General features: G+C 67.5%; 22 protein-coding genes. 15 read left to right on the forward strand and 7 right to left on the reverse strand.

Annotation, left to right across the window (positions count from 1 at the left end; all coding sequences use genetic code 11):
- The first annotated feature begins 47 nt into the window (after nucleotides 1-47).
- The 3 genes from mtrA to lpqB are packed head-to-tail and all read left to right on the forward strand — an operon-like array spanning nucleotide 48 to nucleotide 4,245.
- Nucleotides 48-734: an MtrAB system response regulator MtrA gene (gene mtrA, locus ACWDSI_RS16190; RefSeq protein ID WP_449745398.1), complete on the forward strand. Its 687-nt coding sequence runs from the start codon at nucleotides 48-50 to the stop codon at nucleotides 732-734.
- A complete protein-coding gene (mtrB, locus tag ACWDSI_RS16195) occupies nucleotides 731-2,500 on the forward strand; it encodes an MtrAB system histidine kinase MtrB (RefSeq protein WP_449745397.1) in 1,770 nt (589 codons plus the stop codon). The genes mtrA and mtrB overlap by 4 nt, the downstream gene beginning before the upstream one ends.
- Nucleotides 2,497-4,245 (forward strand): MtrAB system accessory lipoprotein LpqB, encoded by a 1,749-nt coding sequence (gene lpqB, locus ACWDSI_RS16200; RefSeq protein WP_449757171.1) that lies wholly within the window; start codon nucleotides 2,497-2,499, stop codon nucleotides 4,243-4,245. The genes mtrB and lpqB overlap by 4 nt, the downstream gene beginning before the upstream one ends.
- Nucleotides 4,246-4,287: 42 nt before the next feature.
- Here the strand turns inward: lpqB and ACWDSI_RS16205 are convergent, their stop codons facing one another.
- Nucleotides 4,288-5,001: a ComF family protein gene (locus ACWDSI_RS16205; protein WP_449757172.1), complete on the reverse strand. Its 714-nt coding sequence runs from the start codon at nucleotides 4,999-5,001 to the stop codon at nucleotides 4,288-4,290.
- Between the two features lie 441 nt (nucleotides 5,002-5,442).
- Between ACWDSI_RS16205 and hpf the strand changes: the two genes are divergently transcribed.
- The 10 genes from hpf (at nucleotide 5,443) to ACWDSI_RS16255 (ending at nucleotide 18,954) form a co-directional block, all read left to right on the forward strand.
- Nucleotides 5,443-6,216, forward strand: a complete 774-nt coding sequence (gene hpf / locus ACWDSI_RS16210; RefSeq protein ID WP_449745394.1) for a ribosome hibernation-promoting factor, HPF/YfiA family — start codon at nucleotides 5,443-5,445, stop codon at nucleotides 6,214-6,216.
- 114 nt (nucleotides 6,217-6,330) lie between these two features.
- Nucleotides 6,331-9,180: a preprotein translocase subunit SecA gene (gene secA / locus ACWDSI_RS16215; RefSeq protein WP_449745393.1), complete on the forward strand. Its 2,850-nt coding sequence runs from the start codon at nucleotides 6,331-6,333 to the stop codon at nucleotides 9,178-9,180.
- 45 nt (nucleotides 9,181-9,225) lie between these two features.
- Complete coding sequence (locus ACWDSI_RS16220; RefSeq protein WP_449745392.1) at nucleotides 9,226-9,813, forward strand: Rv3235 family protein; 588 nt, start codon at nucleotides 9,226-9,228, stop codon at nucleotides 9,811-9,813.
- Between the two features lie 110 nt (nucleotides 9,814-9,923).
- Entirely contained in the window at nucleotides 9,924-11,363 is a 1,440-nt protein-coding gene (locus tag ACWDSI_RS16225) for a wax ester/triacylglycerol synthase domain-containing protein (RefSeq protein WP_449745391.1), read from the forward strand.
- A gap of 181 nt (nucleotides 11,364-11,544) precedes the next feature.
- Nucleotides 11,545-12,111 (forward strand): DUF6912 family protein, encoded by a 567-nt coding sequence (locus ACWDSI_RS16230; RefSeq protein ID WP_449745390.1) that lies wholly within the window; start codon nucleotides 11,545-11,547, stop codon nucleotides 12,109-12,111.
- A gap of 83 nt (nucleotides 12,112-12,194) precedes the next feature.
- Entirely contained in the window at nucleotides 12,195-13,310 is a 1,116-nt protein-coding gene (locus ACWDSI_RS16235) for a ferredoxin reductase (RefSeq protein ID WP_449745389.1), read from the forward strand.
- Between the two features lie 129 nt (nucleotides 13,311-13,439).
- Nucleotides 13,440-14,552: a GNAT family N-acetyltransferase gene (locus ACWDSI_RS16240; RefSeq protein ID WP_449745388.1), complete on the forward strand. Its 1,113-nt coding sequence runs from the start codon at nucleotides 13,440-13,442 to the stop codon at nucleotides 14,550-14,552.
- Between the two features lie 157 nt (nucleotides 14,553-14,709).
- Entirely contained in the window at nucleotides 14,710-16,194 is a 1,485-nt protein-coding gene (locus ACWDSI_RS16245; RefSeq protein WP_449745387.1) for an FAD-dependent oxidoreductase, read from the forward strand.
- A gap of 165 nt (nucleotides 16,195-16,359) precedes the next feature.
- On the forward strand, nucleotides 16,360-17,676 hold the full coding sequence (locus ACWDSI_RS16250) for a fatty acid desaturase family protein (RefSeq protein WP_449745386.1): 1,317 nt from the start codon (nucleotides 16,360-16,362) through the stop codon (nucleotides 17,674-17,676).
- Between the two features lie 63 nt (nucleotides 17,677-17,739).
- A complete protein-coding gene (locus tag ACWDSI_RS16255) occupies nucleotides 17,740-18,954 on the forward strand; it encodes a fatty acid desaturase family protein (protein ID WP_449745385.1) in 1,215 nt (404 codons plus the stop codon).
- On the opposite strand, the gene rsgA is transcribed toward ACWDSI_RS16255, so the two are convergent.
- The 5 genes from rsgA to ACWDSI_RS16280 form a co-directional block, all read right to left on the reverse strand.
- Nucleotides 18,948-19,958 carry a ribosome small subunit-dependent GTPase A gene (gene rsgA, locus ACWDSI_RS16260; RefSeq protein ID WP_449745384.1) on the reverse strand — a complete coding sequence of 337 codons (1,011 nt, stop codon included), beginning with the start codon at nucleotides 19,956-19,958 and terminating at the stop codon, nucleotides 18,948-18,950. The genes ACWDSI_RS16255 and rsgA overlap by 7 nt on opposite strands.
- A gap of 52 nt (nucleotides 19,959-20,010) precedes the next feature.
- Nucleotides 20,011-21,276: a 3-phosphoshikimate 1-carboxyvinyltransferase gene (gene aroA / locus ACWDSI_RS16265; protein ID WP_449745383.1), complete on the reverse strand. Its 1,266-nt coding sequence runs from the start codon at nucleotides 21,274-21,276 to the stop codon at nucleotides 20,011-20,013.
- Between the two features lie 25 nt (nucleotides 21,277-21,301).
- Nucleotides 21,302-21,688 (reverse strand): VOC family protein, encoded by a 387-nt coding sequence (locus ACWDSI_RS16270; protein WP_449745382.1) that lies wholly within the window; start codon nucleotides 21,686-21,688, stop codon nucleotides 21,302-21,304.
- 76 nt (nucleotides 21,689-21,764) lie between these two features.
- On the reverse strand, nucleotides 21,765-21,992 hold the full coding sequence (locus ACWDSI_RS16275; RefSeq protein WP_449745381.1) for a hypothetical protein: 228 nt from the start codon (nucleotides 21,990-21,992) through the stop codon (nucleotides 21,765-21,767).
- Nucleotides 21,993-22,028: 36 nt separating this feature from the next.
- A complete protein-coding gene (locus ACWDSI_RS16280; protein WP_449745380.1) occupies nucleotides 22,029-23,729 on the reverse strand; it encodes a nucleobase:cation symporter-2 family protein in 1,701 nt (566 codons plus the stop codon).
- A gap of 75 nt (nucleotides 23,730-23,804) precedes the next feature.
- Here ACWDSI_RS16280 and ACWDSI_RS16285 point away from each other — a divergent pair, with 75 nt between their 5' ends.
- Together ACWDSI_RS16285 and ACWDSI_RS16290 are read left to right on the forward strand one after the other, a co-directional pair.
- On the forward strand, nucleotides 23,805-24,314 hold the full coding sequence (locus ACWDSI_RS16285) for an NUDIX domain-containing protein (RefSeq protein WP_449745379.1): 510 nt from the start codon (nucleotides 23,805-23,807) through the stop codon (nucleotides 24,312-24,314).
- Nucleotides 24,311-25,168, forward strand: coding sequence for a class I SAM-dependent methyltransferase (locus ACWDSI_RS16290; protein ID WP_449745378.1), 858 nt, complete (start codon nucleotides 24,311-24,313; stop codon nucleotides 25,166-25,168). Before ACWDSI_RS16285 ends, ACWDSI_RS16290 begins: the two co-directional genes overlap by 4 nt.
- A gap of 9 nt (nucleotides 25,169-25,177) precedes the next feature.
- On the opposite strand, the gene ACWDSI_RS16295 is transcribed toward ACWDSI_RS16290, so the two are convergent.
- Nucleotides 25,178-25,939, reverse strand: coding sequence for an SDR family NAD(P)-dependent oxidoreductase (locus ACWDSI_RS16295; RefSeq protein WP_449745377.1), 762 nt, complete (start codon nucleotides 25,937-25,939; stop codon nucleotides 25,178-25,180).
- Nucleotides 25,940-25,942 lie beyond the last annotated feature (3 nt).

Here is a 25,942-nt window from a genome sequence, read left to right on the forward strand (position 1 = left end):
GGCGCCCGGCGCGTCGATCACGGTGGTTGGGTCACAAAAGTGTCACCATGGACGCCATGAAGCCTCGCATCCTCGTCGTCGATGACGACGCCGCGCTTGCCGAGATGCTGACCATCGTGCTGCGTGGCGAAGGCTTTGAACCGTTCGTGGTCTCCGACGGTACCCAGGCACTGACCGCGGTCCGCGAGATCCGCCCCGACCTCGTGCTCCTCGACCTCATGCTGCCCGGGATGAACGGCATCGACGTCTGCCGCGTTCTGCGAGCCGATTCGGGCGTGCCGATCGTGATGCTCACCGCCAAATCCGACACCGTCGACGTGGTGCTCGGCCTCGAATCGGGCGCCGACGACTACATGGTGAAACCGTTCAAGCCCAAGGAACTCGTCGCGCGAGTGCGCGCCCGGTTGCGGCGCAACGACGAGGAACCCGCCGAACTGCTCTCCATCGGGCCGGTCGAGATCGACGTTCCCGCCCACAAGGTGACCCGCGACGGTGTGCCGATCTCGCTGACCCCGCTCGAGTTCGACCTGCTGGTGGCACTCGCCCGCAAACCCCGGCAGGTGTTCACCCGCGATGTCCTGCTCGAGCAGGTGTGGGGTTACCGTCACCCGGCGGACACTAGACTCGTCAACGTGCATGTCCAGCGTTTACGGGCGAAGGTCGAAACCGACCCGGAGAATCCCGAGGTCGTCTTGACGGTGAGGGGGGTCGGCTACAAGGCCGGCCCGCCGTGATCGGCCGTTCTCGACGACGCGTCAACAGCACCTTCGGTCGGTTCACCCGCACCGCAGCCGGCATCGGAAGGGCTTTCGGGCACCTCTGGCGCCGATCTCTTCAATTGCGTGTGGTGGTGTCGACCCTGGCGCTGTCATTTGTGGTGCTCCTGATCTTGGGTTTCGTGCTGATGAGCCAGATCACCGACCGGTTGCTGGAGGTCAAACTCAGCGCCGCCACCGAGGAGGTCGAACGCGCGCGGGTCGCCGTGGAACGCGACCTGGCCAGCGGCGACGGCAACACCTCGGTCCAGAACAGGTTGCGGCAGACACGCTCGCTGCTCACCGACCGTGACGTCGACACCGGCCAGACAGCGGGGACCGTCGGCACCTTCGACACCGTGCTTCTCGTGCCCGGAACCGGACCCGACGGCTCGGAATCCGGAGTGGGCCCGATCTCGGAGATCCCGCGCAATTTGCGTGACATGGTGCAGGGCGGGCAGATCGCCTACCAGTACGCGTCGGTGCCCAACGGTTCGGGTGGACAGATCCCGGCGCTCATCGTCGGATCGCCGACCAACTCGTCGGTCCCCGGCCTCGAGCTGTACCTGGTGTTTCCCCTCACCAGCGAGCAGAACACCGTCGACCTGGTGCGCGGCACCCTGCTGACCGGTGGTGTGGTGTTGCTGGGGCTGCTCGCGGCGATCGCCTGGCTCGTGTCGCGGCAGGTGGTGATCCCGGTGCGATCCGCGTCGCGGATCGCGGTGCGTTTTGCCGACGGTCGCCTCAAGGAACGTATGCCGGTCCGCGGCGAGGACGACATGGCGCGGCTGGCGATGTCGTTCAACGACATGGCCGAGAGCCTGTCCAAGCAAATCACCCACCTCGAGGAGTTCGGTGGGCTGCAACGCCAGTTCACCTCCGACGTCAGCCACGAGCTACGGACCCCGCTGACCACCGTGCGCATGGCCAGTGACGTGCTCTACGAAGGCCGCGACGATCTCGACCCCGTGCGCAAACGCTCGGTGGAACTGCTCGACAAGGAACTCGACCGCTTCGAGACGCTGCTCAACGAACTCCTCGAGATCTCCCGGCACGACGCGGGTATGGCCGAACTGGCCGCCGAGCGCATGGACATGGCCATCCCCATCGACGGGGCGCTGGCCACCGTCAGCAGACTCGCGCAGGACACCGACACCGAACTGATCCTCGACCTGCCCACCGAGCCCGTCATCGCCGAGATCGATCCGCGCCGGGTGGAGCGCATCCTGCGCAACCTGCTCGCCAACGCCATCGACCACAGCGATCGCAAACCGGTCACCCTGACGATGCGCTCGGACGGTGACGCCGTCGCGATCACGGTGCGTGACCGCGGCATCGGACTGCGTCCCGGCGAGGAGAAGCTGGTCTTCAACCGGTTCTGGCGTTCGGACCCGTCGAGATTCCGCAGGTCCGGAGGCACCGGCCTGGGTCTGGCGATCAGCATCGAGGACGCCCGCCTGCACCAGGGCCGCCTGGAAGCGTGGGGAGAGCCCGGAAACGGCGCCAACTTCCGGCTCACCCTCCCGCTCATCCGCGGGCACAAGGTGCTCGGCAGTCCGCTTCCGCTCAAACCCGTCGGCTCCGGCGCGCGGACGTCCTCGCGGAGCACGCCCGCCCTCGAGGCGCACGAGTCCCCGGCGCTGGCCTCGGGAACGGGCACCAGCTCATCTCCGTCCGGACCGCGATCACCGGCAGCACCCCAGTCGCCCGCGGCATCCGGCGAATCCGGGAGCGGCCAGCGGTGAACACACGCACTCACCCGTGGTGGCCGGTCTTGGCCGTCGTGCTCGCCGTCCTCGGATTGGTCACGGCATGCGGCGGCGTCCCCAACAGTTCGTCGCCGCAGCCGATCACCTCGTTCAAACGCGAGGCGCCGACCAATGCCGTGCCGGTCCCGCAATCCGACATGGACCCCGAGGCGCTCGTCCGCGCGTTTCTCAAGGCCACCTCCGATCCCGCCGACGGGCACGCCGCGGCCCGACGGTTCCTCACCCGCACCGCATCCCCGCAGTGGGACGAACGCGGTGACACGATGATCCTCGACGAGATCAACACGTTCGTCGATCAGCGCAGCCAGCAGTCGGTGCGGATGCGGCTGGTCGGCGACAACGTCGGCACCCTCAAGACCGACGGGCAGCTGGTACCCGCCACCGGGCGGGTGGAGACCACCATCAGCCTCGTCCGGGTGGGTGATCAGTGGCGGATCGACGGCCCGCTACCCGACGGCGTGATGATCGACCGCACGCAGTTCGAATCCGCCTACCGTGCGGTCTCCCTCTACTTCACCGACCGCACCCGCCAGCATCTGGTCTCCGACCCGCGGTGGTTGTTCGCCGGGCTCGACTCCGATCCCACCACGATCATCAACGAGCTCATCGCCGGTCCGGCCCAGGACCTCGACGCGGGGGTGGACACCGCGGTCCCCGCCGGAAGCTCGTTGCGCGGACAGGTGACCTCCATCTCCGGGGGAGGCGTGCGGATCGAACTCGTCGGGGTGGGTGACCAGTCCATCCGGGACCGGACGATGCTTGCCGCACAACTCATCTGGACACTCAACGGCGCCGACATCGGCGGCCCGTACGTCATCGACGCGGACGGGGCGCCGCTGGTGGCCGATCGGGCTTCGGGCTGGCAGACCGCCGACGTCAAGTCCTATGACCCCGCGGCGGTGCCGAGCACGGACGTCGGCCTCAACATCATCAGCGCCGGCGGGCTGCTCAAGGTGACCGACACCGGAACCACGCCGTCGGGCGGCACGCTGGGAACAAGCCGGCAGGTGCGCTCGGCAGCGATCTCCGCCGACGGTTCCGAGGTGGCGGCGGCTTCCGCGCGGGACGGCAACCCCGGGCTCGATCTGGTGGCCGGTCCCTACGGGGGCAGCACCGCCGCGGTCGCCTCCGGCGGTTCGATCACCCGCCCGTCCTTCGGCGGATACGGCAACGACACCTTCTGGGCGGTGATCGACGGAAAACCGGTCCGGGTGACCCGCGATCCGCAAAGCGGCGCGGTGGTCGTATCCCAGGTGGACGCGATCGCGGTGCAGACCGTGGTCCGCGGTCCGATCACCGAACTTCAGGTGTCACCCGACGGTGTGCGGGTCGCCATGATCGTGGGAGGCCAGGTCGTGTTCGCGATCATCGCCGCCAACGAGGACGGTCAGGTCGCCCTGTCCAGTCCACGGATCGCCGCCTACAACATCGGAAACCGCGCGGTGTCGCTGGACTGGGCGTCGGCGAGCACTCTCATGATCGCCCGCGACGCGCCGGATTCACCGGTCGTCCAACTCGCCATCAACGGCACGCCGGCGGCGGGCCTGATCAGCGGTAACATCGCGCCGCCGGTCCGGGCGGTGGTGGCCGACACGACGACGGTCTACATCGGCGACGAACGCGGCGTGCTCCGCCTCGGCAGCACCAACGGCCAACCCGATCAGTATTGGACCGAGGTCGAACCGGCGATGTCGCCCGGCGCCATCCCGGTCCTGCCCTGACCCCGTACTGGCCTGACACCGGGCTGGCCTGACACCGAGCGCTCACGCACCCGCGATCACCAGGACGAGGTCCACCCCGATGTCGCCGGTGGCCAGTACCCGCACCGATTCGGCAGCGGTGGCACCGGTGGTGAGCACGTCGTCCACCAGCACCGTGACTGCCGAGGGCACCACCCGCGCCGACGAGGATGGCCGAGACGACGCGTCGCGGCGCAGCAGCACACGGTCGCGCAGATTCGCCGAACGCTGTCTCGCGTCGAGACCGGCGGAGTCGCGCCCGCCGGCGCGAATCACGAGCAGCGGACACACCGACACGCGCGGCCCGAGGTGGCGTGCGGCGCTCGCTGCGATCGCCGTCACCGGGTCGCCGCCGCGGCGTCGCGCCGCCAGTCGCCGGGTGGGTGCCGGGATCAGCCGCAGACGACCGGCGTCGGGAAGCTCGCCCCACCGGGCCAACTGCACCAGCGCACCGGCCAGGGCGGCTCCCAGCGGGTTCGCGAGATCGCGTCGACCCCGCTCTTTGAGTGAGATCACCGACCGGCGGTACGGTCCGCGGTGGCGACCCAGTGCCCAGACCGGCGCACCCACCGGGATGCGTGGCTGCAGTGACACCGGCGCGTCGGCCAGGCGCGTGGCACATCGGGCACACCACGAGGTGCCCGGCGCCTCACATCCGCCGCATGTCACCGGCAGCACCAGGTCGGCGCCGGCACGCACCACCGCGGCCACCGAAAACTGTGGTGACGACTTGGCCATCGGCCCATCATCGCGTTCGGTGAGGGTCCGCGCGGCGTCATATCGCCTCACCGACGACCATCCGGTGGACGCGAACTCGTCTGTGGATCGCCCGGTCGGGGACGTTGGTCCCGATTCGCTGAGAACTTCATGATCACGGGGGAGAAAGATGGCCGGGAGGCAAACTTCCGACTACCGTCATAAGTGCAGCAAGTAGCCGAGACGTCCTCGGGAGGTGAGGCCCCTGACAGTGGGTGTCAGCCGTCCGGCTGGCATGAATGAAAGTCGGCATCTCACGTGGCACCGTCACCGTGGCCCTCCCCGCAGCGGACGTCAGTCACAGCCGAAGCTGCCTTCCCCCAACGTCTTTCGCCGACGCTCGGAGAAGATCGGCCGGGTTGTTCTCGCCGTGACGGCCATCGCTCGTGAGGATGCGGACGACAGATCCCAGGAGGTAGTTGAATGTCTCAAGTCATCCATCGCAAGGGTCAGCGGGAATCGAAAGTCCTCGGCGGCAATTCGGCCGACGACAACTACGATCCCGAATTCGCCTTTGTGCGACCCCCCGGAACCGTCGAATCGGAGGAGCCCGAAGAACCCAATGCCAAGGTCGTGTTCAGCGGCCGCAACGTCGAGATCCCCGAGCACTACCGCATCTACGTCGGCGACAAGCTCGCCCGGCTCGAACGATTCGACCCCACCCTCTTCCGCTTCGACGTGGAACTCGACCACGAACGCAACCGTCGTCAGGCGAAGGCGTGTCAGCTGGTGGAGATCACCGCGATGGGCAAGGGGCCCGTGGTCCGCGCCCAGGCGTGCGGTGAGAACTTCTACGCCGCGCTCGAATTGACGCTCGACAAGCTCGAGTCGCGTCTGCGCAGGGTCAAGGATCGTCGCCGGGTACACCATGGCAATCGCCGGCCGATGTCGGTGGCCGAGGCCACCGAGGTGGGCGCGCCGCCGTTACGCGGCGACCAGCTCGTGGCGCAGGACGTGCCCGACACGTCGTCGAACGCCGAGGAGAAGACCTGGGACGACGGGGTCACCGAGCACACGCCGGGGCAGATCGTGCGGATCAAGGAGCATCCGGCGGTACCGATGTCGGTGGATGACGCCCTCTACGAGATGGAACTCGTGGGGCACGACTTCTTCCTGTTCCACGACAAGGAGACCGATCAGGCGACGGTGGTGTACCGCCGTCACGCCTTCGACTACGGCCTGATCCGCCTGGCCTGAGCGCCGGTCGGTCAGGTTGCGTTCAGGCGACCTCGCTACCATGGATTCCGGTCTGTGTTTGCGCACAGGCCGGATTCCGTGTGTAAGCGACATGAGTAAGGGACTCGATCCACGGTGCTGAACAAGCTGCTGCGCGTCGGTGAAGGCCGCATGGTCAAGCGACTCGATGCCATCGCATCGCACGTCGAAGCTCGCTCCGACGAGGTGGAGGCACTCACCGACGAGGAGTTGCGTGCCAAGACCGACGAGTTCCGCGAGCGCTACAGCGAAGGCGAATCCCTCGACGAACTGCTGCCCGAGGCCTTCGCGGTGGCCCGCGAAGCGGCCTGGCGCGTGCTCGACCAGAAGCACTTCCACGTGCAGATCATGGGTGGCGCCGCACTGCACTACGGCAACATCGCCGAGATGAAGACAGGTGAGGGCAAAACCCTCACCTGCGTGCTGCCCGCCTACCTCAACGCCATCTCCGGCGACGGTGTGCACGTGGTGACCGTCAACGACTACCTCGCCAAGCGCGACTCCGAGTGGATGGGCCGCGTGCACCGCTTCCTCGGGCTCGACACCGCGGTGATCCTCACCGGCATGACCCCCGAACAGCGGAAGGTGGCCTACGCCGCGGACATCACCTACGGCACGAACAACGAGTTCGGCTTCGACTATCTGCGCGACAACATGGCCCACGCGCTCGAAGAACTCGTCCAGCGCGGCCACAACTACGCGATCGTCGACGAGGTGGACTCCATCCTGATCGACGAGGCACGTACCCCGCTGATCATCTCCGGTCCCGCCGAGGGATCGAGCAAGTGGTACAGCGAGTTCGCCCGGATCGCCCCGCTGCTCGAGCGCGACGTCCACTACGAGGTCGACATCAAGAAGAAGACCGTCGGCGTGCACGAGGCGGGCGTCGAGTTCGTCGAGGACCAGCTCGGCATCGACAACCTGTACGAGGCGGCCAACTCGCCGCTGGTCAGCTACCTCAACAACTCGATCAAGGTCAAGGAGCTGTTCCACCGCGACAAGGACTACATCGTGCGCAACGGCGAGGTCCTCATCGTCGACGAGTTCACCGGTCGTGTGCTCGACGGACGCCGCTTCAACGAGGGACTCCACCAGGCCATCGAGGCCAAGGAGCACGTGGAGATCAAGGCCGAGAACCAGACCCTGGCCACCATCACGCTGCAGAACTACTTCCGCATGTACGACAAGCTCGCGGGCATGACCGGTACCGCCGAGACCGAGGCGGCCGAGTTCGACCAGATCTACAAACTCGGTGTGCTGCCCATCCCCACCAACAAGCCGATGATCCGCAAGGACGAGACCGACCTCATCTACAAGACCGAGGAGGCCAAGTTCGCCGCGGTGGTCGACGACATCACCGAGCGCCACGAGATCGGGCAGCCGGTGCTGATCGGTACCACCAGCGTGGAGCGCTCGGAATACCTGTCGCGGCAGCTCAAGAAGCGCGACATCCCGCACAACGTGCTCAACGCCAAGTTCCACGAGCAAGAGGCGCAGATCATCGCCGAGGCGGGCCGCAGCGGCGCGGTCACCGTGGCCACCAACATGGCCGGTCGCGGCACCGACGTGGTGCTCGGCGGCAACCCCGACATCATCGCCGACACCCGGCTTCGCAAGGCGGGCCTCGATCCGGTGCGCACCCCCGACGACTACGAGGCGGCGTGGGAAGAGGCCATCGAACTCGCCCGCGCGGAGGCGGCCGAGGAAGCCGAGGCCGTCCGTGAGGCCGGGGGCCTCTACGTGCTCGGTACCGAACGGCACGAGTCGCGCCGCATCGACAACCAGTTGCGCGGACGATCCGGCCGTCAGGGCGACCCCGGCGAGTCGCGGTTCTACCTCTCCCTCGGTGACGAACTCATGCGACGGTTCAACGGCGCAGCGCTCGAGGCCATCATGAACCGCGTCAACCTGCCCGACGACGTGCCGATCGAGGCCAAGATGGTCACCAAGGCGATCCGCAGCGCGCAGACGCAGGTCGAGCAGCAGAACTTCGAGGTCCGCAAGAACGTCCTCAAGTACGACGAGGTGATGAACGAGCAGCGCAAGGTGATCTACGCCGAGCGCAAGACCATCCTCGAGGGCACCGATCACAGCGAGCAGATCCAGCAGATGATCGACGAGGTCGTCGCCGCCTACGTGGCGGGTGCGACGGCCGAGGGCTACGCGGAGGACTGGGATCTCGACGAGTTGTGGACTGCGCTTCGGTCGCTGTACCCGATCGAGCTCGACGCCAAGGAGGTTGTCGGCGAGAACGAGTACGGCGAACGCGACGACATCAGCGCCGAGGAACTGACCGAGACGCTCAGCGAGGACGCGCACAAGGCCTACGCCGCGCGCGCGGAGGAGATCGAGCAGATCGGTGGGCCCGACGCGATGCGGCAGCTCGAGCGGACCATTCTGCTGAGCGTTCTCGACCGCAAGTGGCGCGATCACCTCTACGAGATGGACTACCTGCGTGAGGGCATCCATCTGCGGTCGATGGCCCAGCGGGACCCGGTGGTCGAGTACCAGCGCGAGGGGTACGACATGTTCACCGGCATGCTCGAGGGGCTCAAGGAGGAGACCCTGCAGTTCCTGTTCAACGTGCAGGTGCAGGCCGAGCCGGCTCCAGTGGTGACGCCGGCGTCGGCGGCGGCCACAGCCGCCGCGGCAGCCCGCCAGCCGGCGATGGCCGGTGCCACAGCCCAGGGCAGCGGCTCCGGCGAGGGCTCGTCGTCGCAGGCGCCCGCGGCGCTGCGGGCGGTCGGCGTGTCCGACGAGTCCGAGCCGCCGATGACGTACTCGGGCCCCGACGAGGGCGGCGGCACCGCGGTGCACTCCGAGGACGAGGAACTCGACGACCCGGCACTGGTGTCGGCGAACCGCCGTGAGCGTCGTGCCGCCGCACGGGCCAACGCGAAGGGCACCCGTCCCAAGCCGCCCAAGTCCAAGCGCCGTCAGGGGTAGAAAAACTCATGGGAACCGAGTGGGCCCCGCCCGCGTCGGATTTCCATGGACTCCCCACGCATCCGGATACTGCCGGCCCCGTCGTGTGAACGCGCCGGGTCGGCGGTAGGTCTCGTCGACCCGCACCACGACTCCACCCTGCACCACGACCGCACCCCGTCGCGTCCTGCGGCGCCGCCGGTACCGCAACGGCCGCCATCCCAGGTGCCCCCTACCGGCTCACGGACGGTGGCCGCGGCCACGCTGGAGGCCCGACGGTTCGCAATCGCGACGGTCTCGTTGGCGTTCGAAGTGATTGATCGGCGTCGCTCACTGACCCACGTGCAGCCACGTGTCGCCCCGGCGGTACTCGACCAGCTCGGGGTACTCGTCCGGACCAACGTCGCCCGCTCCGGCGCCGACGGCGCCGACGGCGCTCGCATGCGGCGCGTCCACATCCAGATGTGCGGCTCGGGGGCGGCGGAGATCTTCGGCAGCTACGCGAGGGGACCGCGGGTGCGGGCATTCGCCGGACGCATCGAGCGGCTGCCGTGCCGGGTGCGCACACCCCAGTCGCCCGGTGACCGGCGCTATCAGAACACCGCGACCAAGGTCGAATACCGTTGGCAGTTGGTGTCTTTCATCCTCGCGTAACACGACTGGCCGCGGATGACCCGGATCGGCACCACCACGGGCCACGCGCACCGCCGACAGATCTGGGCGACCGCATTCGCCGTGCGCATCCGCGGCGATAGGATCGGTCGGTGGCGAACCGTCTGTCCGCGCGTGAGGCGGTCTCGTATTTCCTCGACGACGCGGGAACCACCACGCACCTGGGCGCGCTGCTGATCCTGCCCGGCGATTCGGGCAAGAAGCGTTCTGCGCCAAAGCCCGTCACGATCGGCTCGCTCGACTATCCGTCGCTCGCGCGGCTGGTGGAGAATCGGCTGCAACTGGCTCCCCGCTACCGGCAGGTGGTCCGTGAGGTCGCGTTGGCGCTCGGGCGGCCGGTCTGGATCGACGATCCCGACTTCGACATCAACTTCCACATCCGCCGCTCGGGATTGCCGAGGCCGGGAAACATGGGCGATCTCGACGACCTGATCTCCCGGGTGATGTCACGGCCACTCGATCGCAGCAGACCCTTGTGGGAGATGTACCTCATCGAAGGGCTCGCCGACGGCGGGCTCGCGATCCTGACGAAATCGCACAAGTGCCTCGTCGACGACGGCGATCGCGAGATCAGCACACTGATCTGCGACGACACCGCCCAGACCGCGGCACTGCCCGCCGATCTGTGGATGCCCGGCACGCCGCCCGGGGCTGCCGAACTGGCGATCGGGGCGATCACCGAGACGTTGGCGCGACCCGGCGAACTCATCGATTCGGTACTCGGGGGCAACGGTTTGCTGGGCGAGGCGCGCGCGGTGGTGTCGGGTGTGGCGCGCCGCGCGGGGAGGGTGGTGCAGCAGCTCACCGACTCCGCCCCGTCGAGCGTGCTCAACACCCCCGGATCGTCCACTCGGATGTTCACCGTCGCCACCGCACCGCGGCGCGGCGTGGCCAAGATCGCCGAGCGATACCGGTGCACGGTCAACGACGTCGAACTGGCCATCATCACCGGGTCGATGCGCCGCTGGCTGCTGTCGGTGGACGCGATGGGCGAGTTCGGTGACACAGTGCGTGCCATGCTGCCGTTGGGTGCGCGCGAGAAGGGCGTCACCGCCGATCCTGTTCCCGACAGCTGGATCAACGTGGACGAACCGACTTTCGTCACGGATCTGCCGGTGGGCGAGTCCAACCCGCAGGTTCGGTTGGCGCAGGTGGCGGGGCTGGCACATCGGTACTCGCAGTCGTCGCGTCGGGTGTCGAGTGGGGCGCAGCCGCTCTTCGCCGAACTCGGGGTGGTCCCCTTCGGCGAGTTGAGTTCGCGTGCGTTTCGTTCGCTGGACCGACGGGGGTACAACGTGCCGGTGTCGATGGGCACCGCACCCATCTCACAGCGCTACGTCCTGGGACGGCCGGTCGGCAGCCTCTACGCGGTGCCCAATCTGGTGAGTGGGCGGGCCCTGGCGGTCAGCGTTGTGGAGTACGTCGACCACCTCGGGTTCGCGTTCATCGCCGATCGCGGGGTGATGACGGATCTACCCGAAATGGCCGAGTACGTCACCGAATCGTACGAGGAACTCGTCGAGGGCAAGTGACGCGATCGCACCGACGGCATCACCGGGGCGGGTGCCATCCGCCCGCGCCTGTGGTCATCCGCCCGCGCCTGAGGCCATCCGCCCGCGCCTGTGGTCATCCGCCCGCCCGGGTGCCGCGCGGCGACACTAGGCTGAGATCTCAGAGTGTGAGTGCCGGTGTCGGCGGGGAGGAACGCAAGCGATGAGGGTGTACTTTCCGGCGACTTTGACGATGCTGATGGCACTCGCCGAGACCGGTGAATTCCGGCCGGTCGGCGGCACCGGCTTCGCCCTGACCCCGGCGCTGCGTGAGTCGTATGTGTCCGGCGACGACGAGGAACTGGCCGAGGCGGCGGTCCGCGAGGCGGCGCGTGCGTCGTTGCGGCTGCTGGCCGGTGAGCCGCCCGAGGCGGGTGATTCGTCGGCCGCCGCCGATCTCGAGGCCGATGCGCGCACCACGAAGCCCGGCGACACGCCGCGGCTTCCTCCGCGCCGCGCGGTGGTCGCCGCAGACGTCACCGAGGTCACCCTGCGCCCCGAACTCGACGACGCCGTGGTGAAGGTGGCCGGTCCGGTCCCGACCTCGGCGATCGCCTCGATCCTCGTCGACGGCGCCGACGCCGAGGACTCGGTGCGGACCGCGGTGATCGTGGTGGATGCCGCCGATCTCGGCGACGAGGATGCCGAACTCGCGATCGGTGACGTGGAGGACCACGACTTGGGGTGGTACGCCACACAAGAACTGCCGTTCCTGCTCGATCTGCTGTGACTCCTGCACGAGCCGCGGCGATCCCGATGAGCTAACCTACGGAAGCGTAGGTTGGCTTCGGCGGTGAGGAGATGTGGTCGGCGATGAGCTGGTTGGAACGCTTCGAGGCACCGGTGGCCGACGTCGCCGCCCGCCACCGGGGTGCGCAGTGGGTGCGCGCGGCGGTGTCGCGGGTCACCACACCGCTGTTGCCCGACGACTATCTCCACCTCGCCAATCCGTTGTGGTCGGCGCGCGAGCTGCGCGGCAAGGTGGTGTCGGTGGTCCGGGAGACCGACGACACCGCGACGATCCGGATCCGTCCCGGCTGGGGCTTCTCGCTTGACTACAGCGCCGGTCAGTACATCGGGATCGGGGTCCTGGTGAGCGGCCGGTGGACCTGGCGCTCGTACTCACTCACGTCCGTCCCCGATCTGACCCGCACCGACAAGACCATCGCGATCACCGTGAAGGCGATGCCCGAGGGGTTCCTGTCCAGCCACCTGGTCAACGGACTCTCGCCGGGCACCGTGGTCCGGCTGGCGGCGCCGAAAGGGGAGTTCGTGCTGCCCGACCCGCTGCCGTCGAAGATCCTGTTCCTCACCGCGGGCAGCGGTGTGACACCGATCATCTCGATGCTGAGAATGATGCGGCACCGGCAGCAATCCGGCGACGTGGTGCTCATCCACTCGACTCCCACCGACGCCGACCTGCTCTTCGGCGACGAACTGGCCGACATGGCGGCGTCGGGTCTGTTGGACCTGCACGTGCAGCACACCCGCAGCGACGGCAAGCTGACCCCGGATCTGCTCGCCGAACTGTGCCCGGACTGGCGCGAACGCGCGACGTGGGCCTGCGGCCCGGGCGGCTTCCTCGACATGCTCACCACCGCGTACGACGACGCCGGCGTGCCCGAGCTCCTGCACATCGAACGCTTCGCACTGGAGCGGGGTGCGGTGGGTGCCCAGGGCGGTGAGGTCACTTTCTCCCGAAGTGGCCGGACCGCCACGGCCGACGGCGCGACCACCCTGCTGGAATCGGGCGAATCCGCCGGCGTGATCATGCCGTTCGGATGCCGGATGGGAATCTGTCAGAGTTGCGTGGTGATGCTGGAGAAGGGCTGCGTACGCGACCTGCGCTCGGGCGTCGAACACGTCGAGGGTGAACGAATCCAGACGTGTGTGAGCGCGGCGGCGGGGGATTGCACCCTGGGCGTGTGAGACACGCGGACCGGCGAACATGCTGGTCGGCGACTCGTGCGGAGCGGGCAGCGTCCGTATTGTCCACCTCCTGCCGCGTCGACGCGTAGGCTCTTCGGGTGAAACAGTCGACCACGGAGGAGAATCCGCGTGCGAACTGAACTGACCGAGTTGACCGCGACGAGTGATGTCCCGGTATGTGATGACGGCACCGTCACGCTGCGTGCCCATCAGGCCGACGACGTCGATCGGATCGTCGAGTACGCCACCGACCCGCTGACCATGCGATGGGCGAAGATGCCGTCGCCCTACGGGCGCTCGGACGCCGAGCGGTTCATCGTCAACGCGCTGCAGGGCTGGCGCGACGGCACGTCGATGATCTGGGCGATCGAGCACGACGGCCGATTCGTCGGCAGCGTCGACCTCCGTGGACCCGGGCGCGTTGTCGACATCGGCTTCGGGCTGCACCCCGATGCCCGGGGGCAGGGTCTTGCGCGGCGCGCGATGGTGCTCGCCATGGAGTACGCCGTGGCCGAACGCGACGTCGAGGTCGTTCGGTGGCAGGCCGCCGAAGGAAATCTGACGAGTCTGCGCGCCGCACATGCTGCGGGCTTCACCCTGGTGGGACGCTTGCCCGACTGGCTTGAGATGAACAGCGGTGTGGTCGACGCCTGGTGCGGAAAATGGCATGCGGGCGACGGTTTCGAGCCCACAACCGTATGGCGCGCAACGACTTTCGAGACCGATCGGTTCCGTCTGCGACCGCTCGAGCCCAAGGACGACGAACGTATCCGGGAGACGCTCGATGATCCGATCTCGCGGAAGTACCTGTTCGGCCGGCCCGATCCGCTGACGCTCGAGCATGCCGCGGCCGAGCGGACCCGCAAGTGGTGGACGGCCGCACGAGGCGAAACGTGCACCTGGGCCGTCGCCGACAAGGAGACCGACGACTACCTCGGTGACATCTCGCTGTTCAAGATCGATCCCGTGGTCGGTGCGGAGGCGGGCTTCTACACGCACCCGGAGGCGCGTGGCTCCGGTGTGCTGGGGGAGGCCTTTCCGGCTGCCGTCGAGCACAGCTTCGATGTCCTGGGGGTGCGGCGGCTGACGATGCTCGCAGCGGACTCGAACGAGGGCAGCAAGAAGCTCGCGCAGCGCGCGGGATTCCATGAGTTCGGCGTCCAGCCGCTCGCCGCGAGCTCCGACGGCCACATCGAAGACCTCGTCGGATACGAGCTGCTCCGCGAGGAACTCGCCGACTGACCCGGCGGAGCAAGCGCCCTTCGGCTCACCGGCGGGGAACTCGATGCGGATTACGGTGTGTCCCCGAAAGCTGGGGCTTTTGCCCGCCCCGCGTCGGTGGGAGGCTGACGTGGAGGGCGGGCGAGCCGCCACCGTAAGCGGTGAGACCGGAGGAACCATGGCTGCGTCCAACGACCTCGAATCCGATGAGTTCCGCCATGTCGACCTCTGCATCGTCGGTGCGGGTGTGGCCGGCTTGAACGCGCTCGCGGTGGCCACCGGGTATCTCGACGCGGGGCAGCGCGTCGCACTCGTCGATCGTCGTGAGAACGCGGGCGGGATGTGGAACGACACGTATTCCTATGTGCGGCTGCATCAACCCTACGAGTTCTTCACCGCCGGCGATATCGCCTGGCAACTGCGGCGCGCACCTGAGTATCTCGCCACCAAGCCGGAAGTGCTCGGGCACCTCCGATACTGCCGCGACGTATTGTCCGATCGCGTCGGACTCGAGGAGTACTACGGCTGGAGCATGGTTGGCTACGACGAGGACTCCGACGGGGTCACGGTCCAACTCAGCGGACCCGACGGTCGGCGACAGATCATCCGAACGCCCCGGTTGATCAACGCCTTCGGATTCGATGTCACGCCGAACAAGCCACTGGCACTGTCGAGTTCGCAGGTCAACTCGGTCTCGCCCGATTCCTTCGACTTCACCGAGAGGCGATTCGCCGAGAGTCACACCCCGGTGTGGATCGTCGGCGGCGGCAAGACCGCCATGGACACGGCGGCGCTGATCATGGCGCGCAATCCCGGTCGTGAGGTGAACCTGGTGGCCGGTGCCGGGACGTTCTTCAACAACCGTGAGGCCGTGTTCCCGGTCGGTGTGCGCAGGTGGTTGGCAGGCAGAACCGCCAGTCAGGTGTTCGGCAAGTACGCCGACATGTACGACGGCACAAACGATCAGCAGGTCACCGACGCCTACCGCCGGGTCTATGGGATAACACCGATGCGGGAGGCCGAGAGGTTTCTCAACGGGAACCTCTCGCCGTCGGAGCGAGATGCGATCTCCGCCGGGCTCAACAGCACGGTGATGGATTATCTGTCCGACGTCGTCGACCGGAATGATCTGCCGCAGTTGGTGTTCCGTAGCGGCGAGGAGGTGCCGACGGTCCCGGGGAGTTGGGTGGTGAACTGTACCGGCTACATCCTGCGCGAGAACACGACTGACGCGCCGTATGTGTCGGCGGGCGGTCGTGTGGTCACCATCCATTCCGGGTCGGCGATTGCCCAGTTCTCCACGTATGCGTCCTATTTCCTCACCCACCTCGCCTTTCTGGGCAAGCTGGACTCCACGCCGCTCTACCAGACCGACCTGACCGTGGTGACGCGCAACCATTCGCAGTCCTCGGTCGGCATCGGGTGCTGTCTCGCGATGTACAACCTCGGCTTGATCGCCGATGAGGTCCCGCTGCGGGTTTTCACGAAATGCGGGGTTGACTTCGACCGGTGGGCACCGATGCCCCGGCGTCTCGCGGCGTCGGCCCAGTTCATGCTGACCCATCGCCGCAAGCGCGAGCACTACCGCGCCGCGTTGGACACTGCGGCGCAGCGGCTCGGCATCCGATGCGGCCCGCTCGTCGGAGTCGGCGCCACATCCTGACCGGTCCTGACCGGGCACTCCTCACACGGGTGGACAGTCCTCCCCGAATAACCTACGCTTGCGTAAGTTACGGAGTCGTAGGCAGGCGTGGTCGTAGGCAGAAGACGTCGGTACAGCCCAAGCTCCGTCGGACCGTGACCACCGGCAAGCAGGGAGGGCGCTTTCATGGCGATCACCGACATTCCCGAGTACGCGCATCTGAGCAAGGCCGACATCGAAGAACTCGGCCGTGAACTCGATCAGATCCGGGCCGACATCGAGGCCGACCGCGGCGAACGCGACGCCCGCTACATCCGCAACACCATCCGGGTGCATCGCGGCCTCGAGGCGGTCGGTAGGGCACTGATCGTCGGCTCGTCATCGCGGCCACTGTGGTGGGCGGGCGCGGGCACCCTCGGTGTCGCCAAGATCATCGAGAACATGGAACTCGGCCACAACATCATGCACGGCCAGTGGGACTGGATGAACGATCCGGAGGTCCACTCGACGTCGTGGGAATGGGACAACACCGACCCGTCGGCGCATTGGAAGCACACCCACAACTACATCCATCACAAGTACACCAACGTGCTGGGCATGGACGACGACGTGGGTTACGGGTTGCTGCGCGTCACCCGTGACCAGCGTTGGCGGCCTTTCTATCTCGGCAATCTCGCCTACAACACGCTGCTCGCGTTGCTGTTCGAGTACGGCGTGGCCGCGCAGCATCTCGAACTGGGCAAGAAGCGGCGGACCGAGGCCGACAAGGAGCAGTTCCGCCGCGACCTCGCCGACGTCGGCCGCAAGATCGGTCGACAGGTGACCAAGGACTACGTGATCCAGCCGGCGCTCGCCGCGGCCGTGACCGGTCGCCGGGTCGGCTACCGCAGAGCGTTCGGCAAGGCCGCCACGGCCACGCTGACGGCCAACGTGATCCGCAACCTGTGGACCAACGCGGTGATCTTCTGCGGTCATTTCCCCGACGGGGCAGAGAAGTTCACCAAGCAGGACGTCGACAGCGAAACCCAGGCCGAGTGGTATCTGCGGCAGATGCTGGGCAGCGCCAACTTCCGCAGCGGCTTCCTGCTCGCCTTCATGAGCGGCAACCTCTCGTACCAGATCGAACACCACATTTATCCGGACCTGCCGTCGAATCGGCTGGCCGAGATCTCGGTGCGGGTGCGGGAGCTGTGCGACAAATACGACCTGCCCTACACGACCGGCTCGTTTCCGCTGCAGTACGCCAAGTCGTGGCGGACCATCGCGAAGCTGTCGCTACCGGACAAGTACCTGCGCGCCACGTCCGACGATGCCCCCGAGACCGCATCGGAGCTCCGCTTCAAGGCCGACCTGCCCGCCGGTGCCCGGCTGCGGCCCACGATCGACCCGCACAGCGGCCGTCGACGCGGTCTGCGCTCGGCGATCGAAGCGTTGCGGGGACGACGTCGACGGGCACGCGGCAGCGTCTCGGCGCAGGCGACGATCCACGACCGCGCGGCCTGATCTAGGGACTTCCGACTTTCGGCTCTTCGTCGGGCACGACGATGTGGGCCATAATGGAACGCAATGGCGATCACCGACATCAACGAGTATGCGCACCTGACGGCTGCCGACGTGGAGGCGCTGGGTGCCGAACTCGACGCCCTGCGACGGGAGGTCGAAGCCGACCTGGGCGAGCGCGACGTGCGCTACCTGCACCGAACGATCCGCGCCCATCGCGTGCTGGAGGTGGTCGGGCGCGCGGCGCTGCTGGGCAGCAATCGGCGGTCGTTGTGGCTGCTCGGCACCGGGGCGTTGTCGCTGTCGAAGATCATCGAGAACATGGAGCTCGGGCACAACGTGATGCACGGGCAGTGGGACTGGATGAACGATCCCGAGGTGCACTCGTCCACCTATGAGTGGGACATGGTGTGCGCCGCGCCGCACTGGAAGCACTCGCACAACTACATCCATCACAAGTACACCAACGTCGTCGGGATGGATCACGACGTGGGCTACCGGACTCTTCGGGTCACCCGTGACGAGCCGTGGGAACCCAAATTCCTGTTCCAGCCACTGACAAACGTGGCGCTGGCGGCGACATTCCAGTGGGGGATCGGACTGCACGACCTCGAACTGTCCGATGTCGTACGGGGCAAGAAGCCCAAAGAGGTCGCGATCCCGCAGATCAAGACGTTTCTGCGCAAGATCGGCAAACAGGTCGGCAAGGATTACGTGCTCTTCCCGGCGCTGAGCGGACCCAACTTCGTGCACACGCTCACCGCCAATCTCACCGCCAACCTGATCCGCAACCTGTGGGCGTACGTGGTGATCTTCTGCGGACACTTCCCCGACGGTGCGGAGAAGTTCACCGTCGAGTCCCTCACCGACGAGACGCCGGGCCAGTGGTACCTGCGTCAGATGCTGGGCTCGGCTAATTTCCGCGCCGGCCCCGCCATGGCGTTCATGTCGGGGAACCTGTGCTACCAGATCGAGCACCACCTCTATCCCGACCTGCCGTCGAATCGGCTGGCCGAGATCGCCGTGCGGGTACAGGCGCTGTGCGAGAAGTACGACCTGCCCTACTCGACGGGCTCGCTGTGGATGCAGTACCTCAAGACGTTGCGGACGATCAACAAACTCGCGCTGCCCGACGAGTTCCTGCGCGACACCTCCGACGACGCACCCGAGACCGCGTCGGAGCGTCGCTTTGTCGGCATCGACCGCGCGATCGGACTCAAGACCGCGCTCTCGGAGGTGCGACACCGGCGGCGGTTGCGTCGCCGGACACGCGCTCACTGATCGTCGAGCCCCCTGCTGAGAACCGCCCGCAACAGTCGACGCACCGCCATCGCCCGACGGTGGGACGGCCCGGTGAGCTGATCGAGTGCGCACTCCGGGTCGGCAGGTGGCCCGAGGTGGGTGCACCCGCGCGGACAGTTCTCGACCGCCTCACGCAGATCGTCGAAGGCGTCGACGATGTCGTCGGGTCCCACGTGCGCGAGCCCGAACGAGCGGATCCCCGGGGTGTCGACCACCCACGTCCGTGGCCCGCCGCCGGGCAGTGGCAGCGCCACCGACGCGGTGGAGGTGTGTCGGCCCTTGCCCACCCCGGAGACCACGCCGGTCGCCCGATCCGCATCGGGCACAAGACGATTCACCAAGGTGGACTTGCCCACCCCGGAGTGTCCGATCAACGCGGTGAGGTGGCCGCGCAGCAGTGCCAGCACGTCGTCGAGGGGATCGTCGCGTCCGGCGCGGACGATGGGGATGTCGAGACCGTCGAACGATTCGACGAACCCGGTGGGGTCGGCGAGGTCGGTCTTGGTCAGGCACAGGATGGGTTCGAGCCGGCCGACGTAGGCGGCGGCCAGCGCGCGTTCGACGAATCCGGTGCGCGGGGGCGGGTCGGCGAGTGCGGTCACGATGAGTAGCCGGTCGGCGTTCGCGACGACGATCCGCTCGTAGGGGTCGGTGTCATCGGCCGTGCGGCGCAACACCGTTCGGCGCTCGGCCACCCGCACGATACGCGCGAGGGTGTCGGCCCTGCCGGACACGTCGCCCACCACGTCCACCTCGTCACCGACGACGATCGGGGTGCGGCCGAGTTCGCGCGCACGCATCGCCACGACGTGCGCGTCGGGATCGCCACCGAGTGCACAGCCCCACCTGCCCCGGTCCACCGACACCACCATCGCCTGTTCCGCGTCCTCGTGGGAGGGGCGGGTCTTGGTGCGCGGGCGGCTGCCCTTGCCGGGACGAATCCGCACATCGGATTCGTCGTAGCTGCTCGCGCGCCGGCTCACCGTCAGGCCACCACCGTGATCATGGCCACCGTGATCATGCGAGCCGCCCCGGTCACGGCTGCCCGATCATCTGCTGCCACATCCCGGGGAAGTCGGGCAGGGTCTTGGCGGTGGTCTCGATGTCGTCGACGGTGATCGCGTCCACCCGAAGCCCCAGAATCGCACCCGCCGTGGCCATCCGATGGTCGGCGTAGGACTGCCAGTGCGCCCCGTGGAGTTCGGCGGGCCGGATGATCAGTCCGTCGTCGGTTTCGGTGATGTCCCCACCGAGGCGCCCGATCTCGGTGGCGAGTGCGGCCAGCCGATCGGTCTCGTGGCCACGCAGGTGCGCGATGCCCGAGAGCACCGATTCGCCGTCGGCGAGGGCGGCGAGGGCGGCGATCGTCGGCGTGAGTTCCCCGATGTCACGCAGATCGCGGGTGATGGGCGACAGCCGCCGCGGGCCGCGCACCGTCAGCACACCGCCGTCGAGTTCGGCGGTGCACCCCATCTCGACGAGGATGTCGACGATCTGCGCGCCGGGCTGCGTGGTGGTGGCCGGCCAGCGCGGCACCCCCACCGTGCCGCCGGTGACCGCGGCGGCGGCGAGGAACGCCGCGGCGTTCGACAGGTCGGGTTCGCAGGCCACGTCGACCGCGGTGATGGTTCCCGGGGCCACCCGCCACGTGTCGGGCTCGGAGGTGTCCACCGCGACGCCCGCGGTCGCCAGCATGTCGACGGTCATGTCGATGTGAGGGGTGGACGGAACCGGTGGGCCGACGTGCTCGATGGTCATGCCCTTGTCGAAACGCGCGGCGCTGAGCAATAGTCCGGAGACGAACTGGGACGATCCGGAGGCGTCGATGGTGACGGTGCCGCCCGGCGCCGACCCACCGCCGTGCACGGTGAACGGGAGAGCATCACCGTCCACGTCGGCGCCCAGTGCGCGCAGCGCGTCGAGGATCGTGGCGAGTGGTCGGGTGCGTGCCTGCGGGTCACCGTCGAACGAGACGTCGCCATGCGCGAGTGCCGCCACCGGAGGCAGGAACCGCATCACCGTTCCGGCAAGCCCGCAGTAGACGTCACCGCCGTGCAGTGGCGCCGGTTCGATCGACACGGTGGTGGGGTCGGCGGGATCGACCCGCACGCGTGCGCCCAGTGCGGTGAGCCCGGAGAGCATGAGGTTGGTGTCACGGCTGCGCAGGGTGCCGGTGATGGTGGACGGACCGTCGGCGAGTGCGGCGAGCACCAGCGCCCGATTGGTGATCGACTTCGAGCCGGGCAGCGCCACCACGGCGTCGATCGGCTCGGTCACCGTGGGGGCGGTCCAGATGCTCATGCGCTCCAGTCTCGCACGGGCACCATCAGCGGTTGTCGAGCCGCAACGGGTGGTTGGCGGGAACCTCCACCAGGATGAGGAGTCTGCCGTCGGGGTCGTTGAGGTGCATCTCGATCAGTCCCCACGGTTCGGTCAGCGGCTCCCTGACGATCTCGACCCCGGCGGCCCGCACTTCTCGTGCCACGGCGTGAACGTCGCGAACCTGCAGCCACAGCGCAGCCCCCGATGCGTGATCGGTGGGCAGGTCGGCGCTCATGTGACCGGGAACCTCGATCAGGCCGTTGCCCGCGTGGAACACCAGTCCACCCGGATATTCTCGGGCCACCGCGAGGTGTAGGCGGTGCCGGTAGAAGAACTGGAGCTTCTCCGGGTCGCGCGACCGCAGCAGGATGCGGCTTGTCAGGACCTCCATGCCCTCTGTCTACACGGTTACCGATCGGTCGGACGCGAGATCTCGCATGGCGAGTCGCGGTGATCGGGGTGTGCGGTCACTGACCTTCGGTGGTCCCGTCGGTGCCGCCGAGTGCGTGACCGCGGTTGAGGTCGTTGCCGTGACGAGCCGCCTCGTAGATCGCCTTTTCCCGTGCGATGCGGTCGGTCTCACCGATCGGTTTCGCATCGCCGAAGGCGAAGGCCGATTCGTGCGGCGCCTCGTGCGGGATGTCGGGGTCGTCGACCTCGGGGTCGACGTTCTCGGGTTGCGGGCTAGTGGACATAGGTCAACGATAGGCCTGCAGCGGTGCCCGCACGTGTCATGTGGTGGCGTCCTCACCACGACTGGAGAACTTTCCGTCGGTGACGTCGTCCCACTGGTCGAACAGACGTTTCACCTTCGGGTCGCCCTGGCTCTTGATCCAGTCGCAGAGCTCCCGGGGCGTCGACGGATTGGTGACGATGAACGGGTGCAGACCCGCATCGTGTTCGGCGAGGATACGCAGCGTTTCGGGGCTGGTGTTCGGGTCGGCGGCGGCGAGCGCGTCGCGCGGGTCGAACGCGGCGCCACGCGGGGCATCCGATCCCGCGACCCCGGCGTTGTCGCCGGCGATGTCGATCTCGCCGGTGTTGTGGTAGTCGACCGGGTCGGTCGAGGTGCTGCGCCAGTTGAACACCAGGTTCAGCACGATCGCGCAGATGGCGCCGGCGGAGATGCCCGAATGGAAGATCGTCTGGAACCAGTCGGGGAACTTGGCGTACAGGTCGAGTGCGACCGGGATCTTGTCGTCATTGGTGTACGAGAGGCTTGCCTCGGTCAGCATCGCCACGCCGACCGAGATCGCCACGACCAGGATGTTGGAGTTGTTGAACTTGACCTTGGTGAGCGTGCGGACACCGCTCGCGGCGACCATGCCGAACAACGCCACGCCCGCGCCACCGAGGACCGGCTGCGGGATTCCCTCGATGATCGCCGCCATCTTCGGGATCAGGCCCAGGATCACCAGGATTCCGCCGGCGCAGGTCGCGACGTGGCGTGACTTGACGCCGGTGATGGCCACGAGTCCGACGTTCTGGGCGAACGCCGTGTACGGGAAGGTGTTGAAGATGCCGCCCAGCACGGTGCCCGCACCGTCCGCGCGCATGCCGTCGGCGAGGCGTTGCGGAGTGATCTTCTCGTCGACGATCTCACCGACTGCCACGATGTCGCCGGTGGTTTCGGTCATGATCACCAGGGCCACGATGATCATTGCGATGATCGAACTCAGGTCGAAGCTCGGGAAGCCGAAGTAGAAGGGTTCGGGCACCGCGAACCACGAACTCGAACCCACGCCGCTCCAGTCGGTCATCCCGAACGGGATGGCGATGAGTGTGCCCGCGACGAGTCCGAGGAGGATGGAGACGCGTTTGATCGCCGGGGTACCGAACCGTTCCAGCAGGATGATGATGAGCAGGGTGAGGAATCCGAACGCGATCGATTTGGGTGCGCCGAAGTCCTCGCCGGACGACACCCCGCCGCCGAACCAGCCGGCGGCCACGCTCATCAGCGATATGCCGATGATCAGGATGATGGTCCCGGTGACCAGCGGTGGGAAGAATCTGATGAGCCGCCCGACGATGGGTGCGACGAGCATCATGAACACGCCGCAGGCGATCACCGACCCGTAGATCGCGGTCATGCCGTGGTTGAGGCCGATCGTGATCATCGGTCCCACCGCGGCGAACGTGACACCCTGCATCAGCGGCAGCCGGACACCGAACCGCCAGAAGCCGACGGCCTGCAAGATGGTGGCGATGCCGGCCACGAACAGGTCGGCGGTGATCAGATGCACGATCTCGTTCGCCTGCATCTGCCCGGCCGAGACCATGGCCCCACCGACGATGAGCGGCACGGCCACCGCCCCCGCATACATGGCCATCACGTGCTGAAGGCCCAGGGGGAACAGCTTGGTCAGTGGTGGGATCTCGTCCACCGGTCGATCGGTCTGCTTGCCGTGCTTGATCGTGTCGAGAACCGCCATGCTCTGTATCTACTTTTTGTACGTTTCGCTTGTGCCGCACCTGTGTGACGACGATGTTTCCGACACCGGTGGACAATGGTCCGCGTGGCAGCACACGGTCTCCGACGCAGCGCCGGACTCCTCGTGTACCGAAGGCGTGGCGCCGGGGGGCCGGTGCCGTCGACCGCCGGTATCGAGGTGCTGATCGCTCATCCCGGCGGTCCGCTGTGGGCCCGGCGTGACGACGGTGCGTGGTCGATACCCAAGGGTCTACTCGAGCCAGGGGAACGCGAATACGAGACGGCCCGCCGCGAATTCGCCGAGGAGATCGGTCAGCCGCCGCCCGAGGGGCCGATGATCGAGCTCGGCGAGGTGCGACTGGCCAGCGGCAAGGTCGTCGTCGCCTTCGCAGTCGAGGGAGACCTCGACGTTGCCACCGTCACCAGCAACACGTTCGAGATGGTGTGGCCGCCGCGCTCCGGGCGTATTCAGAGCTTCCCCGAGATCGATCGCGCCCAGTGGTTCGTGCCCGCCGACGCGAAGAGGAAGCTCAATCCGGCGCAGGCGGAGTTCGTCGATCGCCTGCTCGCTACGGTGAAGCGGTGACTGGTGAAGCGATGACCGGCGGCGCGGGGGACTCGCCGCTGATCGGGCTGTTCAATTCCGTCGGCACCCGATTCGACGTGCTGACCCCGCAGCTGTGGGGACCGGTGGGCCACGCGCTTGTGGAAGCCGTCTCGATCCGCCCGGCCGAGCGGGTACTCGACATCTGCTCGGGTACCGGAGCAAGTGCGCTGCCCGCTGCGCGGTCGGCGGGACCCGGTGGCCACGTGGTATCCGTCGACTTCGCCGGCGAGCTTCTCGACGTCGCGCGACGCAACGCCGTCGCACAAGGACTCGACGGGATCGAGTTCGTCCGCGCCGACGTCACCACGCTCACGCCCGGAGTGCCGCCGTGCGCGGAGGCGTTCGACGCGATCGTCTGCTCCTTCGGGGTGTTCTTCCTCCCCGAGATGGACGACGCGGTCCGCCGGTTGCTGACCCTGCTACGGCCCGGCGGTCGCATGGGCGTATCGATCTGGCACACGGGTTCGATGCGCGAGTTCAGCGAGGCGTTCTTCGACTCGGTCACCGCGATCGCCGGACCCACGTCGCACCGCGGCCCGCGCAGTGCGGGAGCGGAGAGTCCCATCGCCCGCATCGACACCGAACCGGCTGTGTCGCAATGGTTCACCTCGCTCGGCGCGCGTGCCGTCGAGACCTCGGTCTTTCGTCTCCGCATCCCCTGCACCGATGAGTTCGCCTGGTCGATGGTGGGCAACAGCGGAATGCGCGGTGCGCTCGCGCCCCTCACCGCCGATCAGGTGGACGAGATCCGCACCGATTTCCTGGCGCGGCTGGCCGAACGCGATGTGGCGGAGGTCAATTGCGACACCCTGATCGCGGTTGCCACCGTCTGACCACGGGTGCTAGGTGATGGTGATGCCGCCGTCGACAGCGATGGTCTGACCGGTCACGTAGCCGCCGGCGGCCGAACTGAGCCAGATGGCGGTGGCGGCCAGCTCAGCGGGATCACCCATGCGGCCCACGATGACCCGGGGCATCTGCGAGTCGATGTAGCCGGGTACGTAGGTGTCGGTCATCTCGCTCTCGAAGAAGCCCGGGGCCAGGGCATTGACGCGGATACCCTTGCGCGCACCCCACTGCTGGGCGAGGTCGCGGGTGAGTCCGACGATCGCGGCCTTGCTCGCCGAGTACGCGGCCTGTGGCAGGCCGGCGGTGGTGAGGCCCAGGATGCTGGAGATGTTGACGATGGAGCTTCCGGGCTGCATCGCCCGCGCGGCGGCCTGTGCCATCCAGTACGAGCCGTTGAGGTTGATGTCCACCACCGACCGGAACTGGTCGGGGGTTTCGCGGGTGGCCGGCACGGCGGTCCCCACACCGGCGTTGTTGATGAGGATGTCGACACGGCCGAAGGTCTCCATCGCCGAGTCGATCGCGTGCTGGCACGCCGCCGGATCGACGACGTCGGTGGTCACCGACAAGGCTTTGCGGCCCCGGGCCTCCACCGCGGCGGCGGTCGAGGCCAGCCGGTCGGCGCGGCGGGCGGCGAGTACGACGTCGGCTCCCGCCTCGGCGAAGGCGGTCGCGAAGGCCACCCCGAGCCCGGACGAGGCGCCGGTGACGACGACCACCTTGTCGGTCACGCTGAACAGATCGAGCACAGACATTTC

It is taken from the genome of Gordonia sp. NPDC003429, from assembly GCF_053588575.1.

Coding starts and splice junctions, on each gene's coding strand:
- mtrA (WP_449745398.1), top strand. CDS start 48: ATGGACGCCATGAAGCCTCGCATCCTCGTCGTCGATGACGACGCCGCG.
- ACWDSI_RS16205 (WP_449757172.1), bottom strand. CDS start 5,001: ATGGCCAAGTCGTCACCACAGTTTTCGGTGGCCGCGGTGGTGCGTGCC.
- hpf (WP_449745394.1), top strand. CDS start 5,443: ATGTCTCAAGTCATCCATCGCAAGGGTCAGCGGGAATCGAAAGTCCTC.
- ACWDSI_RS16220 (WP_449745392.1), top strand. CDS start 9,226: ATGGACTCCCCACGCATCCGGATACTGCCGGCCCCGTCGTGTGAACGC.
- ACWDSI_RS16230 (WP_449745390.1), top strand. CDS start 11,545: ATGAGGGTGTACTTTCCGGCGACTTTGACGATGCTGATGGCACTCGCC.
- ACWDSI_RS16235 (WP_449745389.1), top strand. CDS start 12,195: ATGAGCTGGTTGGAACGCTTCGAGGCACCGGTGGCCGACGTCGCCGCC.
- ACWDSI_RS16245 (WP_449745387.1), top strand. CDS start 14,710: ATGGCTGCGTCCAACGACCTCGAATCCGATGAGTTCCGCCATGTCGAC.
- ACWDSI_RS16250 (WP_449745386.1), top strand. CDS start 16,360: ATGGCGATCACCGACATTCCCGAGTACGCGCATCTGAGCAAGGCCGAC.
- ACWDSI_RS16255 (WP_449745385.1), top strand. CDS start 17,740: ATGGCGATCACCGACATCAACGAGTATGCGCACCTGACGGCTGCCGAC.
- aroA (WP_449745383.1), bottom strand. CDS start 21,276: ATGAGCATCTGGACCGCCCCCACGGTGACCGAGCCGATCGACGCCGTG.
- ACWDSI_RS16270 (WP_449745382.1), bottom strand. CDS start 21,688: ATGGAGGTCCTGACAAGCCGCATCCTGCTGCGGTCGCGCGACCCGGAG.
- ACWDSI_RS16275 (WP_449745381.1), bottom strand. CDS start 21,992: ATGTCCACTAGCCCGCAACCCGAGAACGTCGACCCCGAGGTCGACGAC.
- ACWDSI_RS16280 (WP_449745380.1), bottom strand. CDS start 23,729: ATGGCGGTTCTCGACACGATCAAGCACGGCAAGCAGACCGATCGACCG.
- ACWDSI_RS16285 (WP_449745379.1), top strand. CDS start 23,805: ATGGTCCGCGTGGCAGCACACGGTCTCCGACGCAGCGCCGGACTCCTC.
- ACWDSI_RS16295 (WP_449745377.1), bottom strand. CDS start 25,939: ATGTCTGTGCTCGATCTGTTCAGCGTGACCGACAAGGTGGTCGTCGTC.